At 63.1% G+C, this 13,316-nt stretch carries 13 protein-coding genes; 11 read left to right on the forward strand and 2 right to left on the reverse strand.

From position 1 onward, the window contains the following. Positions 1-6 precede the first annotated feature (6 nt). Positions 7-711 carry a phytochelatin synthase family protein gene (locus tag BLR85_RS15760; RefSeq protein ID WP_093157990.1) on the forward strand — a complete coding sequence of 235 codons (705 nt, stop codon included), beginning with the start codon at positions 7-9 and terminating at the stop codon, positions 709-711. Here the strand turns inward: BLR85_RS15760 and alc are convergent. Next, entirely contained in the window at positions 708-1,730 is a 1,023-nt protein-coding gene (gene alc, locus BLR85_RS15765) for an allantoicase (RefSeq protein WP_093158074.1), read from the reverse strand. The genes BLR85_RS15760 and alc overlap by 4 nt on opposite strands. Before the next feature lie 220 nt (positions 1,731-1,950). On the opposite strand from alc, the gene BLR85_RS15770 reads away from it, so the two are divergent. After that, entirely contained in the window at positions 1,951-3,189 is a 1,239-nt protein-coding gene (locus BLR85_RS15770) for a urate hydroxylase PuuD (RefSeq protein ID WP_093157993.1), read from the forward strand. A 237-nt stretch (positions 3,190-3,426) separates the two neighbouring features. Here the strand turns inward: BLR85_RS15770 and BLR85_RS15775 are convergent, their stop codons facing one another. Then, complete coding sequence (locus tag BLR85_RS15775; RefSeq protein ID WP_093157996.1) at positions 3,427-4,866, reverse strand: aldehyde dehydrogenase family protein; 1,440 nt, start codon at positions 4,864-4,866, stop codon at positions 3,427-3,429. Positions 4,867-5,007: 141 nt separating this feature from the next. Between BLR85_RS15775 and BLR85_RS15780 the strand changes: the two genes are divergently transcribed. The 9 genes from BLR85_RS15780 to BLR85_RS15815 all read left to right on the forward strand — a co-directional run bounded on the left by BLR85_RS15780 (position 5,008) and on the right by BLR85_RS15815 (position 13,244). Further along, positions 5,008-5,661 (forward strand): peroxiredoxin, encoded by a 654-nt coding sequence (locus BLR85_RS15780; protein ID WP_093157999.1) that lies wholly within the window; start codon positions 5,008-5,010, stop codon positions 5,659-5,661. 154 nt (positions 5,662-5,815) lie between these two features. Further along, entirely contained in the window at positions 5,816-6,388 is a 573-nt protein-coding gene (locus tag BLR85_RS15785; RefSeq protein ID WP_093158003.1) for a L,D-transpeptidase, read from the forward strand. Positions 6,389-6,591: 203 nt separating this feature from the next. Then, the gene (locus BLR85_RS15790; RefSeq protein WP_244520751.1) at positions 6,592-8,565 is read left to right on the forward strand and encodes an AMP-binding protein; all 1,974 of its coding nucleotides are present in this window, start codon (positions 6,592-6,594) and stop codon (positions 8,563-8,565) included. Beyond that, positions 8,562-9,380, forward strand: coding sequence for an ABC transporter ATP-binding protein (locus tag BLR85_RS15795; RefSeq protein WP_068315560.1), 819 nt, complete (start codon positions 8,562-8,564; stop codon positions 9,378-9,380). Before BLR85_RS15790 ends, BLR85_RS15795 begins: the two co-directional genes overlap by 4 nt. After that, the gene (locus BLR85_RS29185; RefSeq protein ID WP_170844595.1) at positions 9,373-9,516 is read left to right on the forward strand and encodes a hypothetical protein; all 144 of its coding nucleotides are present in this window, start codon (positions 9,373-9,375) and stop codon (positions 9,514-9,516) included. The genes BLR85_RS15795 and BLR85_RS29185 overlap by 8 nt, the downstream gene beginning before the upstream one ends. Continuing rightward, positions 9,510-10,463 (forward strand): branched-chain amino acid ABC transporter permease, encoded by a 954-nt coding sequence (locus BLR85_RS15800; protein ID WP_093158080.1) that lies wholly within the window; start codon positions 9,510-9,512, stop codon positions 10,461-10,463. The genes BLR85_RS29185 and BLR85_RS15800 overlap by 7 nt, the downstream gene beginning before the upstream one ends. Positions 10,464-10,527: 64 nt before the next feature. Next, positions 10,528-10,797 carry a hypothetical protein gene (locus BLR85_RS15805; protein ID WP_093158005.1) on the forward strand — a complete coding sequence of 90 codons (270 nt, stop codon included), beginning with the start codon at positions 10,528-10,530 and terminating at the stop codon, positions 10,795-10,797. Next, on the forward strand, positions 10,797-11,873 hold the full coding sequence (locus tag BLR85_RS15810) for a branched-chain amino acid ABC transporter permease (RefSeq protein WP_093158008.1): 1,077 nt from the start codon (positions 10,797-10,799) through the stop codon (positions 11,871-11,873). Before BLR85_RS15805 ends, BLR85_RS15810 begins: the two co-directional genes overlap by 1 nt. Before the next feature lie 81 nt (positions 11,874-11,954). Next, complete coding sequence (locus BLR85_RS15815) at positions 11,955-13,244, forward strand: ABC transporter substrate-binding protein (protein ID WP_093158011.1); 1,290 nt, start codon at positions 11,955-11,957, stop codon at positions 13,242-13,244. Positions 13,245-13,316: the final 72 nt, after the last annotated feature.

Here is a 13,316-nt window from a genome sequence, read left to right on the forward strand (position 1 = left end):
ATTCCCATGAGACCTTTCCTTTCCGGCCTGCTCCTTCTGGGCAGTGCCATCGTGGCTTCGGCCGAAACGCTTCCCCTGCCGCAGAGCCTGATCGCGCTCAACAGCGCCGAGGGCGGCCGGATGCTGTTGTCCTCCGAGGCCAATGCCGATTATTTCGATCTCGGCATCCATTTCACCAACCAGGTGCACCCGGCCTTTTGCGGGCCGGCCACGATTGCCATGGTTCTGAATGCGCTGGAGGTGGAACGGCCGAAATCGGACATGACGCTGGGGCTCGGCCTGTTCGATCAGGAGAATGTCTTCACGCCGGAGACCGAGGCCGTGAAGCCGCGCGCCGTGCTCGAGCGCTCCGGGCTGACGCTGGACGAGTTGGCGGGGATGTTCGGCGCGCATTCGGTTCAGGCCAAGGTCCACCACGCCGAGGACAGCTCGCTCGACGCCTTCCGCAGCGCCGCCACCGCCAGTATCGAGGATGACGTGAGCTTCGTCCTCGTGAACTACCTGCGGGCGGGTATCGGGCAGGAACGCGGCGGGCACATCTCGCCGCTCGGCGCCTATGACGCCGAGACGGACCGGTTCCTTATCCTTGACGTATCACGCTACAAGTACCCGCCGGTCTGGGTCGAGGCGGCCACGCTGTTCGACGCGATGAACACGCCCGATTCCGACAATGACAACCGTTCGCGCGGCTACCTGCTCGTGTCCCGCTAGAGCGCGGGGCCGGCCGGGCGACCGAGCACCCGCAACCGGCTGACGCCGCCATCGGGGAAGATGTTGAAGCGGACATGGGTCACGGGGCCGAGATCCTGCAGTTCCTCGCGGAAATCATGGATCGCGTCCGGGCCGAGTTTGACCTCGGGCAGGACGGTTTTCCAGAACATGGAATCGGTCACCAGAGCCTGGGTCAGCCCATCGCCGAAGCTTTGAAGGTCGGCGGCCTGAAGCGAGCAGCGGTCAGGGAAATTGCCCTTGAAGTGGGCCGTGTCCACGCGCAGTCCGTCGATGAGCCCGCGCGCGCCGAGCGCGATGACGATCCAGTCGTAGCCCGGCTCGCGCCGCCGCCGGGTTTCCCAGCCATCGCCCATGTTGAGGCCGCGCCCGGGCGCCAGAAGGCGCATGTAGTCGCCATAGTGGGCGTCCGACATGGCAAGGATGCGGCCGCCATTGAGGGCCGCGGCAAGGTCGATCTCCTGTCCGTCGCCGGTCGCGTCCAGCTCGGGCACGCCGAAGGCGCGCAGGCGCGCGACGCCGCCATCGGGGTAGATGTGCAGCCGAAGGTGGGTCCAGCTCTCGAAGCTCGCGCAGCGGAAATAGTGTTGCGCGCTGGGCCCGAGCGGCTGGTGGGGCAGGATCTCGGCCCAGAGGGTGTCCTCGGTGATCTCCTTTGTGGAAGCGGCTTCGATCCGGCAGGCGGGAGCGTAGTTGCCGGTGAAGTGGCGCGTGTCCACGTCGAACCCGAGCAGGCGGCCGGGCGCCGCGAGCTTGATGATCGCGTGGTCATGGCCCCCCCCGCGGCGGCGGCGGGTCTCCCAGCCGTCCATCCACTTGCCGTGATCGTCGAACTTGTCGGGAATGAAGATCGGCTCCGAATCTGCCAGCATCCGCTCCACCGGCGCGAAAAATTCGTCCGAGGACGAGACCGGCTTCGCGCCGAGACCGGCGGAGGCAAGGTTGATACCCGTACGGGCAAAGAGAGGAATGTCGGGGTTCATCGATTCAATCGTAGGCATGCGGCTACTTTCGGCATTTTTTTCGGGATGTATCGGCGAAACGTGCCAGAGGGTTCCGTCCCGGCGATCTGCTGCCGTAATCGCAGGCAGTTCCGGGATGTTGCCCATTTCCTAATCGAAGCATGTAGCGCGCGGCAAGCCTGCCGTTGCCGGTTGCTTTCGATTTGATCTTGGGCCGCGATTGCGTGACGCTCGGGACAGACGAACGGGAGTGCAAGCGATGGACACGACAATTCTCTGGGCCTGGGCGGAATTTGCGGCGAGATGGCTGCATGTCATTGCCGCGATCGCCTGGATCGGCTCGTCCTTTTTCTTCATCGCGCTGGATCTCGGCCTGCGAAAGGCGCCGGGTATGCCGCCGCTGGCCAGTGGCGAGGAGTGGCAGGTCCATGGCGGCGGCTTCTATCACATCCAGAAATACATGGTCGCGCCGGAGCGGCTGCCCGATCACCTGACCTGGCATATGTGGGAGAGCTACACGACCTGGCTCTCGGGTGCGCTGATGCTGGTGCTTGTCTATTACCTGGGCGCTGACCTTTATCTCGTCGATCCGGGGGTGCTGGATATGCCGAGCTGGCTGGCCATCGTGATCTCGGCCGGCTCGCTCACCCTCGGCTGGCTCGCCTATGACCGGATCTGCAAGTCGAAATTCGGCGAGGACAACACCAAGCTGATGCTGCTGCTCTACGGGATTCTCGTGGTCATGGCCTGGGGCTATTGCCAGATCTTCTCTGGCCGCGCTGCGCTGCTGCATCTGGGTGCGTTCACGGCGACGATCATGTCGGCCAACGTGTTCTTCATCATCATCCCCAACCAGCGGATCGTGGTGGCGGATCTGAAGGCGGGGCGGGTGCCGGATGAGAAATACGGCAAGATCGCGAAACAACGCTCGACGCATAACAACTACCTCACGCTGCCGGTTCTGTTCCTGATGCTGTCGAACCATTACCCGCTGGCCTTTGCCAGCAAGTGGAACTGGCTGATCGCGAGCCTTGTCTTCCTGATGGGCGTCACGATCCGGCATTACTTCAACACCAAGCACGCGAGCGATCACCCCAAGAAGGGGCCGCTCTGGACATGGGGGGCGACCGCGCTGCTGTTCGCGGCCATCGTGGCGCTGTCCATGGTGCCGCTCTTTGGCGAGGACGAGGGCTGGGAGGAAGAGGCGCTGAGCCCCGCCCAGTTGCGCTATGCCGAGGCGGACGGTTTCGAGGATGCCTTCGAGGTGGTGGTAAACAACTGCTCAATGTGCCACGCGCCGGAACCTGCCTGGGAGGGGCTCGGTGTGCCGCCCAAGGGCGTGAAGCTCGTCACCCAGAGTGACGTGGCGCGCCATGCGCAGCAGATCTACCTGCAGGCCGGCGTGACCCATGCCATGCCGCCGGGCGTTGCAAATTACATGGAAGCGTCGGATCGGGCGACGCTGGTGCGCTGGTATCACGGGGCGCTGGAAGGATAGCGCTTGGGGGCTCTGCCCCCAAACCCCCGGGATATTTCCGGAAAGATGATAGATGCACCAGAAGGGCCATCATCTTTCTTGAAATATCCCCGCCGGAGGCACAGTCCGAAGGACCGTATCGCGCCGAAGGCGCGCGCGCCCGTATGGCCGCTATGTCCGAATTCGGGAATTTCGTTGCAGCCTGCCGAAGGCTCAAAAGCGAGGATGTCGGCTGGCGCCCGGTCTTCGGGCTGACTCTTATTCCGCCGGGTAGCCGCCGACGGCTTTCACTTCGAGATAATCCTCGAGGCCGAACTCGCCGCCTTCGCGGCCATTGCCGGACTGCTTGATGCCACCGAAGGGCGAGGTTTTGGCACGGCTCACGCCGTTGATCTCGACCATGCCGGCCTTGAGCGCGTGGGCCATCCGGCGCTGGCGCTCCGGGTCCTGCGTCTGGGCGTAGTTGGTCAGGCCATAGACAGTGTCATTGGCGATCCGCACCGCTTCCTCTTCAGTATCGAAGGGGATGATCGACAGGACCGGGCCGAAGATTTCCTCGCGCGCGATAGTCATGTCGTTGGTGACATCGGCAAAGACCGTCGGGCGGACGAAATAGCCACGGTTGAGTCCCTCCGGGCGGCCCGGACCACCGGCGACGAGGCGGGCGCCTTCGGCGATGCCCTTCTCGATCAGGCCCTGGACCTTGTCCCACTGCATCTGGCTGACCAGCGGGCCCATGTGGCGTCCTTCCTCATGCGCGGAGGCGACGGCGGTGTTCTCGGCGGCTTGGCGCGCGGCCTCGACCGTCTGGTCATAGATTTCACGCTGCACCAACATCCGCGAGGGCGCGTTACAGGACTGGCCGGTGTTCTGCATCATGTGGCGCACGCCGCGCTCCACCGCCTTGGCGTCCGCATCGGCAAAGACCAGGTTGGCGCCCTTGCCGCCAAGCTCCAGGCTGACGCGCTTGAGCGTGTCGGCGGCGGCCTTGGAGATCAGGATGCCGGCGCGGGTGGAGCCGGTGAAGCTCACCATGTCGATGCCCGGATGGGCGGACAGCTGGCTGCCCACGCCCGGCCCATCGCCGTTGACCATGTTGTAGACGCCTGCCGGGACGCCCGCCTCGTCGAGAATCTCGGTCCAGAGCAGCGAGGAGAGCGGCGCGATTTCGGAAGGCTTCAGCACCATGGTGCAGCCCGCGAGCAGCGCCGGGATCACCTTGAGCGCCACCTGGTTCATCGGCCAGTTCCACGGCGTGATCATCGCCACGGTGCCGATCGGCTCCATGATGATCCGGTCGTTCGGAGAGTGGTCGTTCAGCTTCCGGACGAACTCGAAATCCTTCATCGTCTCGAGGAAGCCCTCGATATGCCACGAGCCGGAGGTGACCTGCGAGCTGCGCGACATGGATATCGGCGCGCCCATTTCGAGCGTCATCGCCTGCGCCATCTCCTCGGCGCGGGCGTTGTAGACCTCGAGGATCTTCTCGACCAGTGCGACGCGCTCGGCCGGATCGGTCGCGGACCAGGCGGGGAAGGCGGCATTGGCCGCGGCGACCGCGGCGTCGGTGTCGGCCTGATCGCCCAGAGAGATCACCGCGACCTCCTCCTCGGTCGAGGGGTCGATTACAGGGAAATCATTGGCAACGACCGGGTCCACCCAGGCGCCGTTGATATAGAACTGGCGTTTTTCGATCATGACGTTTCCTTCGCCGTAGACTTCAATTCGCGACACACTGTCACCGCTGAGGAGAGGCCGCAAGATCGGCCTTCACATCTTCGATCTAGAACCTATCTAACCGCGGGACACGCGAACCGTACACTTACAGGGAGCCATATAATGGGCCTTCGCATTAATGACATCGTCCCGGATCTGAAATTTGAAACCAGCCAGGGCGAGATCCAGTTCCACGACTGGATCGGGGACAGCTGGGCGATTCTCTTCTCGCATCCGAAAGATTTCACGCCCGTGTGCACCACCGAGTTCGGCGCCGTGGCGCAGCTCGCCGGGGAATGGGAGAAGCGGAACACCAAGGTGATCGGCCTGTCGGTGGATGGCGTGGAAGAGCACAAGCAGTGGATCGCCGATATCGAGAAATACGCCGAAGCGCCGGTGCCGTTCCCGATCATCGCCGATGAGAGCCTCGAGGTTTCCAAGGCCTTCGACATGCTGCCGGCCGAGGCTTACCTGCCCGATGGCCGCACGGCCGCCGACAGTGCCTCGGTGCGGTCGGTCTTCATCATTTCTCCCGACAAGAAGCTGCAGCTTTCAATGACCTACCCGATGTCGGTCGGCCGCAACTTCGCCGAGGTGCTGCGCGCGCTGGACGCGCTGCAAGCCACGTCCGGCACGCCGATCGCGACGCCTGCCAACTGGACCATGGGGCAGGACGTGATCATCTCTCTGGCGCTGGATGACGCCGCGGCCAAGGAGAAATTTGGCGAGTTCGACGCCATTCTTCCCTATCTGCGCAAGATCAAGTCGCCGGTCTGAAGCCATTGAAATTATTGCAGGAGCCTCGCCACCCGGCGGGGCTCTTGTTGTTTCGGCTCAACGGTGCCAACGTTGTGATACCCAATCCCAGCGCTGCGGTTGATCGTTCCGCGCGAGGCGTGGCAGGCTGGGCGCGTATAGATGAGGTGCCGCCATGATTTCTCGCAGGGTCTTTCTTGCCACCGCCACCGCCGGGCTTGCCGCGCCCGGGCTGGCGCTGGCGAAGCAGAAAAAAGAATTCAAACTGGACAAGCAGTTCGAGCCAAAGCTGGTCAAGGTCCGGCCGGAATTCGCGCCCGGAACCATCCATATCGAGCTTGGACGCTACTATCTCTATTACATCGCCGCACCGGAACAGGCCATTCGCTACGGCGTGGCCATTGGCGAGGAGGGGCGCAACCTGCGTGGCTCGGCCGTGGTCGGACGCAAGGCGGAATGGCCCAGCTGGACGCCGACGGCCAACATGATCCGGCGCGAACCGCAGGTTTATGCCAAATGGGCCGGCGGGCTGCCGGGCGGGCCAGAGAATCCGCTCGGCGCGCGGGCGATGTACCTTTATCGCGGCGGGCGCGACACGCGCTACCGCATCCACGGCACGCCGCAACCCTGGACCATCGGACGTTCGGTTTCCTCGGGCTGCATCCGGCTGACCAACGAGGCTGTTGTCGATCTCTACGAGCGGGTTTCGATCGGCACGCGCGTGACCATTCACTACCCGAAAAGCTGAGATCACGGACCGGAGAGGTGCTCGGTTCGGCACGGTCGGTCCGAGATTTGCTGCGTGTGCAGCGTGCTAACGCGCTGCGCTGCAGCGATTTTTATTTGAACGTACGTTCAAAAATTATTTGACGAGTCGCCTTCGTCCCGTCCTATAGTAACCCAAAGCCGCAAAGGCTGAGGTGTCGAAATGGCACCAGGGGAGGACATCACTTGAACGCGACCGCAACGCCCACGGGCGAGCTGTGTTCCGTTCCCGCGCTTCTGCGCCGAAATGCGCAGAAGTATGGCGACAGACCCGCCTATCGGGAAAAGGAATATGGAATATGGCAGAGCTGGACCTGGGCCGAGGCGGCGCAGGAGATCGAGTGGCTGGCGCTCGGATTTCTGGCGCTGGGGATGGAGCGGGGCGACCATGTTGCCATCATCGGGCGCAACCGGCCGGACCATTACTGGGCGATGATCGCCGCGCAGATGTGCGGTGCGGTGCCGGTGCCGCTCTATGCCGACGCGGTGGCCGAGGAGGCGGCCTATGTGCTCGGCCATTGCGGCGCGCGGTTCGTCGTTTGCGGCGACCAGGAGCAGGTGGACAAGGTGATCGACGTGCAGGACCAGCTGCACCAGATCGACCACGTGCTCTATCACGACAAGCGGGGAATGCGGAAATACGACCACGAACACCTGAACTGGCTGCATGACATCCAGGAGGAAGGCCGCGCGTCGCATTACCGGCACGAGGAGGAATTGCGCCGGCGCGAGGCGGAACTGACCTACGACAGCACCTGCGTGATGCTTTACACCTCCGGCACGACGGGCAAGCCCAAGGGCGTGGTGCTGTCGAACCGCAATATCATCGAGACCTCGAAAAATACCTCCGAATTCGATCACCTGCGGGTGGATGACGAGATCCTCGCCTATCTGCCGATGGCCTGGGTCGGGGATTTCATCTTTTCCATGGGGCAGGCGCTCTGGAACGGGTTCTGCGTGAACTGTCCGGAAAGCGCCGAGACGATGATGACCGATCTCAAGGAGATCGCGCCGACCTATTACTTCGCGCCGCCGCGGGTTTTCGAGACCCAGCTGACGCAAGTGATGATCCGCATGGAAGATGCGGGGAAATTCAAGCGCTGGCTGTTCCGGCATTACATGGATCTTGCCAAGCGGGTCGGCCCGCAGATCCTCGACGGAAAGCCCGTGGGGATGCTGGACCGGATGCGTTACGCGCTGGGCGAGTTCGCCATCTATGGCCCGCTCAAGAACACGCTGGGCTTTTCCCGGGTGCGCGTCGGATACACGGCGGGCGAGGCGATCGGGCCGGAGATCTTCGATTTCTATCGCTCGCTCGGGATCAACCTGAAGCAGCTTTACGGGCAGACGGAGGCCAGCGTCTTCATCGCCCAGCAGCCCGATAACGAGGTGCGCGCCGATACGGTGGGCGTCGTCTCGCCGGGCGTCGAGATCCGGATCGACGACAAGGGCGAGATCTTCTACCGCTCGCCGGGCACCTTCGTGGAGTATTACAACAATCCCGAGAGCACGGCCTCGACCAAGGATGCGGAAGGGTGGGTCGCCACGGGCGATGCCGGTTTCTTCGAGGAAGGGACCGGGCACCTGCGGATCATCGATCGGGCCAAGGACGTGGGCAAGATGGCCGATGGCCATATGTTCGCGCCCAAATATGTCGAGAACAAGCTGAAGTTCTTCCCCGACATCCTGGAAGCCGTGGTGTTCGGCAATGGCCGCGACCGCTGCACGGCCTTCATCAATATCGACCTGACGGCGGTCGGCAACTGGGCCGAGCGGAACAATATCGCCTATGCCTCTTACCAGGAGTTGGCGGGCCATCCGCAGGTGCTGGAGACGATCCGGTCCCACGTGGAAGAGGTCAATGCCTCGGTCGCGCAGGACGACATGCTCTCCGCCTGCCAGATCCATCGTTTCCTGGTGCTGCACAAGGAACTCGACGCCGATGACGGCGAGATGACCCGCACGCGCAAGGTGCGCCGTGGCAAGATCGAGGAGAAATACGCCGATCTGCTGGAGGCGCTCTATGACGGCTCGGAGACGATCTTCACCAAGACGGAAGTGACCTACGAGGATGGCCGCAAGGGCAGCATCTCCGCCACGCTGAAGCTGGTCGACGCCAAGACCGTGACGCCCCGCCATCACGAGGTTGCCGCCGAATGAAGGACATGTACGAACCCTATGAGACCCCGGACGGCCGCACCATTGGCGGCTGCCTGATGGAGATGAAGAACATCACGCTGAAATTCGGTGGCGTGGTGGCGATCAAGGATATTTCCTTCGACATCCGCGAGGGCGAGATCCGGGCGATCATCGGGCCGAACGGCGCCGGAAAATCCTCGATGCTCAACGTGATCAGCGGCTTCTATCATCCGCAGGAAGGCGAGGTCTGGTACAAGGGCGCGGTGCGCCCGGCGATGAAGCCCTACGAGGTGGCGCGCATGGGCGTGGGCCGCACCTTCCAGAACATCGCGCTGTTCGAGGGGATGACGGTGCTCGACAACGTCATGACCGGGCGGCTGACCCATATGAAGGCGTCGCTCTGGGAGCAGGCGCTCTGGTGGGGCAAGGCCGAGCGCGAGGAGGTCTTCAACCGCGACCAGGTGGAGAAGATCATCGACTTCCTCGAGATCCAGGCCATCCGCAAGACGCCGGTCGGCCGGCTTCCCTACGGCTTGAAGAAGCGGGTCGAGCTGGCGCGCGCGCTGGCCGCCGAGCCATCGCTCTTGCTGCTCGACGAGCCGATGGCGGGGATGAATGTCGAGGAGAAGGAGGACATGTCCCGCTTCATCCTCGATGTGAACGATGAATTCGGCACCACGATTGCCCTGATCGAACACGATATGGGTGTGGTGATGGACCTCTCGGACCGGGTGGTCGTTATGGATTACGGCAAGAAGATCGGCGACGGCACGCCCGACGAGGTGCGCAACGATCAGAACGTGATCGACGCTTACCTGGGGGTGCCGCATGAGTGAGGCCAAGCGCAAGGCCGGCTGGCTGGGACTGGGCTGCGGCACTGCCTGCATCTGGCTCGGCTACGTGAATGTGCCGGTCCCCCGGACGAGCGCCAATACCAACCGTGTCGAGGAGGCGAGCCCTTGGAAATCCTGAACAAGATCTTCGTCGCGCCCTTCGCGGACATGATCGCCGCGCCCGATTTCCTGATGCAGGTGCTGTGGGAAGGGCTGGTTTCGGGCGTTCTCTATGCGCTGATCGCGCTGGGCTTCGTGCTGATCTTCCGCTCCAGCCGGATCTTCAACTTCGCGCAGGGCATCATGGTGGTCTTCGCGGCGCTGACGCTGGTGGGGCTGCACGAGATGGGGGTTCCGGCCTGGATCGCGGTGGCGCTGACGCTGGCGGTGATGTTCGGGCTGGCGGTCAGCATCGAGCGGATCGTGCTGCGCCCGCTGGTGGGGCAGCCCGATATCATCCTGTTCATGGCCACGATCGGGATCACGCTGTTCCTGATCGGCTTCGGTGAGATCATCTTCGGTGGCGAGAACAAGCTGATGATCACCTCCGAGCTGGGCATTCCCACGGGCGATTTCGTGCTGGAGCCGTTCGGCGGGCTGCTGATTCTGCAGCATATCGACATCACGGCGGTTCTGGTGGCCGCCGCGCTGGTGGTCTCGCTGCTGGTGTTTCTCAACAAGACGCGGATGGGCCGGGCGATCCGGGCGCTGGGAGACGACCACCAGGCGGCGCTGTCGGTGGGCATCTCGCTGCAGACGATCTGGGTTCTGGTGTGGTTCATCGCCGGGATCATCGCGCTGGTGACGGGCATTGCCTGGGGCAGCCGCGCCGGCGTGTCCTTCGCGCTGGAAGTGATCGCCTACAAGGCGCTGCCGGTGCTGATGCTGGGCGGGCTGGAATCGATCACCGGCGCCATTATCGGCGGGCTTATGATCGGCATGCTGGAAAAGATGTTCGAGATCTACTGGGGCGCGCCGCTTCTGGGCGGCAATACCGAGAGCTGGTTTGCCTATGTGCTGGCGCTGGTGGTGCTGCTGTTCCGGCCGCAGGGGCTGTTTGGCGAGAAGATCATCGAGCGGGTGTGAGGCATTTGAACCCGCCGGGCCGGCGCGCGAACCGGCCCGGCGGGGAGATGGGAAGGACGAGGATTTGGCAAAGCTGATTGCAATTCTGAACGTGGTCGCCTGGGCGGGTTTCTGGGCCTTCGGCTACCTCGCCCTGACAGCGAACGGGGACTCGACCGGGCAGTTGATGACCGCGCTGATCCTCGCCGTGCTCGGTGCGGGGGCCGGGATCTGGGCCTATCTCTGGCTGGTGCGCCATAGCGAGGCCACCGGCTATGCCAAGCCGCCGCGGCGCGCCGTACCCGAGCAGCACCGCAACCCCGAACTCTACGAAGAAAACGAGGAAAACGCCTGATGCTCTACCGCACGGCTGGCCAGTTCAAGACGTCCTACAGGGCCGATCAGGCGCTGTTTCCGATCAAGCAGGACGCGTTCCTGCTGGGCGTGATCCTGATCTGCGCCTGGGTGGTCTTTCCGCTGACCGCATCCGAATTCACCTTCCAGACGATCCTGACGCCGATCCTGATCTATTCGCTGGCCGCCCTCGGGCTGAATATCCTGACCGGGTTTGCCGGTCAGCTTTCGCTGGGGACAGGCGCCTTCATGGGCGTGGGCGCCTATGCCTGCTACAAGATGATCACGCTGATGCCGTGGATGAACCCGGTCATCGCGATCCTGCTTTCGGGCGTGTTCTCCGCCGGTGTCGGCGTGATGTTCGGCATCCCATCGCTTCGGATCAAGGGCTTCTATCTCGCCATTGCCACGCTGGCGGCGCAGTTCTTCCTGGTCTGGCTGTTCGAGAAATGGGCCTGGCTCTACAATTACAATGCCTCGGGCGCGATCCAGGTGCCGAATCTCGACATGTTCGGCCTCTATGTCGCCGGGCCCCAGGCAAGCTCCATGACGCAGTATTACGTCGTGCTCTTCATCGTGACGCTGCTGACCTATCTCTGCATCAACCTCACGCGCGGCAATCTCGGCCGGACGTGGAAGGCGACGCGGGACATGGATATCGCGGCGGAGCTGATCGGCATCAATCTGATGAAATCCAAGCTCACGGCCTTTGCGGTGTCCTCCTATGTCGTCGGCGTTGCCGGGGCGCTCTTCGTCTTCATGTGGCGCGGCGCGGCGGAACCGAACCTGTTCGATATCCCGCTGAGCTTCCGCGTGCTGTTCATCGCCATCATCGGCGGGCTTGGCTCGATCATGGGCAATTACCTCGGTGCGATCCTGATCGTCGGGCTGCCGGTGGTGCTGAACACCGTGCCCTCGGCGCTCGGGATCCACGTGGAATCCGCGCTGCTGGAGCACCTGAACATCATGATCGTGGGCTCGCTCATCATCTTCTTCCTGATCATCGAACCGCATGGGCTGAACCAGCTCTGGCGGCTGATCCGGGAGAAGCTGACCATCTGGCCCTTCCCGCATTAGGGCGATCGTCAATCCGAATAACAAACCGGGGAAAACCCCACCAACCGCAACGTCGACCATGTTCCATCAGGGAGGAGAAACATGAAGACCTTTACCAAGCTGGCCCTGGCCTCTGCGCTGAGCCTTGGCCTTGCCGCCCCGGCCTTTGCCGAGGGCCTTTTCGCGCCAAACCTGACCTATCGCACCGGTCCTTTCGCTTCCACGGGCATTCCGCTCATGGATGGCCAGAAGGATTACATGACGCTGCTCAACGAGCGTGACGGCGGCATTGGCGGTGTCATGATCAATTTCGAGGAATGCGAGACCGGCTATTCCACCGAGAAGGGCGTGGAGTGCTACGAGCGCACCAAGGCCGATGCGATCGTGACCCAGCCCTGGTCCACCGGCATTACCCTGCAGGTGCTGCCCAAGACCAATACCGACATGATCCCGATCCTGGCGCCGGGCTACGGCTTCTCGCCGATGGCCAATGGCAAGGTGTTCCAGTGGGCCTTCAACCCGCCGGTCTCCTACTGGGACGGCGCCTCGATGATCATGCAGTATCTCTCCGGCGGCGACATGGGCAGCCTGAGCGGCAAGAAGGTCGTGCTGCTGCATCTGGACCACCCCTTCGGCAAAGAGCCGATCCCCGTGCTTGAGGCGATGGCCGAGGCCTATGGGTTCGAGTTGAAGCTTGTGCCGGTCGGGCTCAAGGAAATGCAGAACCAGTCCGCGCAGTGGCTGCAGATCCGCCGCGAGCGTCCGGATTACGTTGTCATGTGGGGCTGGGGTGCGATGAACGCGTCCGCCATTGCAGAAGCCGTGAAGACCAAGTTCCCGATGGAGAATTTCGTCGGCGTCTGGTGGGCCGGTCATGATGCCGATCTCAAGCAGGTCGGCGCGGACGGCAAGGGCTACAAGTCGATCTCATGGTCGATGCCGCAGCCCGATTCGCCGCTGATGGCCGATGTGAAGAAGTACGTGATCGACGCCGGCAAGAGCACGGTCGAGGATCCGAACTCGGTCTTCTACCAGCGGGGGCTTGTCATTTCGATGTTCCTCGCCGAGGCGATCTCGGTCGCGCAGGCAGAGTTCGGTGTCGCCGAGATCAATGCCGAGCAGCTTCGCTGGGGGCTTGAGAACCTCAACATCACCGACGAGCGCCTGGCGGAACTGGGCATGACCGGCATGGTACCGCCCTTCTCGACGTCGTGCTCCAACCATACCGGCCATTCTGGCGCCTGGATGCTGGAATGGGACGGCGAGAAATTCGTCAAGGCATCGGACCTGCTGATGCCGGATGCGGAATTCATCGCGCCGCTGGAGGAGGCCAACTCGCTCGAATATGCCGAGGCGAACGCTCCCTGGCCGATGAACGAGGCCTGTAACTAAGGCCACCACTCACGGCCCGCCGGCGGTTTTTCGGCCGCCGGCGGGAACTAGGTATTTTTTCCAACAAGAAGA

The sequence above is a fragment of the Aliiruegeria lutimaris genome, from assembly GCF_900099935.1.
Classification (GTDB): domain Bacteria; phylum Pseudomonadota; class Alphaproteobacteria; order Rhodobacterales; family Rhodobacteraceae; genus Tropicimonas; species Tropicimonas lutimaris.

Excerpts from the sequence above, each read along its gene's own strand:
- BLR85_RS29185 (WP_170844595.1), top strand. The coding sequence starts at position 9,373 with ATGAGTGAGGCCAAGCGCAAGGCCGGCTGGCTGGGACTGGGCTGCGGC.
- BLR85_RS15760 (WP_093157990.1), top strand. The coding sequence starts at position 7 with ATGAGACCTTTCCTTTCCGGCCTGCTCCTTCTGGGCAGTGCCATCGTG.
- BLR85_RS15810 (WP_093158008.1), top strand. The coding sequence starts at position 10,797 with ATGCTCTACCGCACGGCTGGCCAGTTCAAGACGTCCTACAGGGCCGAT.
- BLR85_RS15815 (WP_093158011.1), top strand. The coding sequence starts at position 11,955 with ATGAAGACCTTTACCAAGCTGGCCCTGGCCTCTGCGCTGAGCCTTGGC.
- BLR85_RS15785 (WP_093158003.1), top strand. The coding sequence starts at position 5,816 with ATGATTTCTCGCAGGGTCTTTCTTGCCACCGCCACCGCCGGGCTTGCC.
- alc (WP_093158074.1), bottom strand. The coding sequence starts at position 1,730 with ATGCCTACGATTGAATCGATGAACCCCGACATTCCTCTCTTTGCCCGT.
- BLR85_RS15795 (WP_068315560.1), top strand. The coding sequence starts at position 8,562 with ATGAAGGACATGTACGAACCCTATGAGACCCCGGACGGCCGCACCATT.
- BLR85_RS15780 (WP_093157999.1), top strand. The coding sequence starts at position 5,008 with ATGGGCCTTCGCATTAATGACATCGTCCCGGATCTGAAATTTGAAACC.
- BLR85_RS15770 (WP_093157993.1), top strand. The coding sequence starts at position 1,951 with ATGGACACGACAATTCTCTGGGCCTGGGCGGAATTTGCGGCGAGATGG.
- BLR85_RS15775 (WP_093157996.1), bottom strand. The coding sequence starts at position 4,866 with ATGATCGAAAAACGCCAGTTCTATATCAACGGCGCCTGGGTGGACCCG.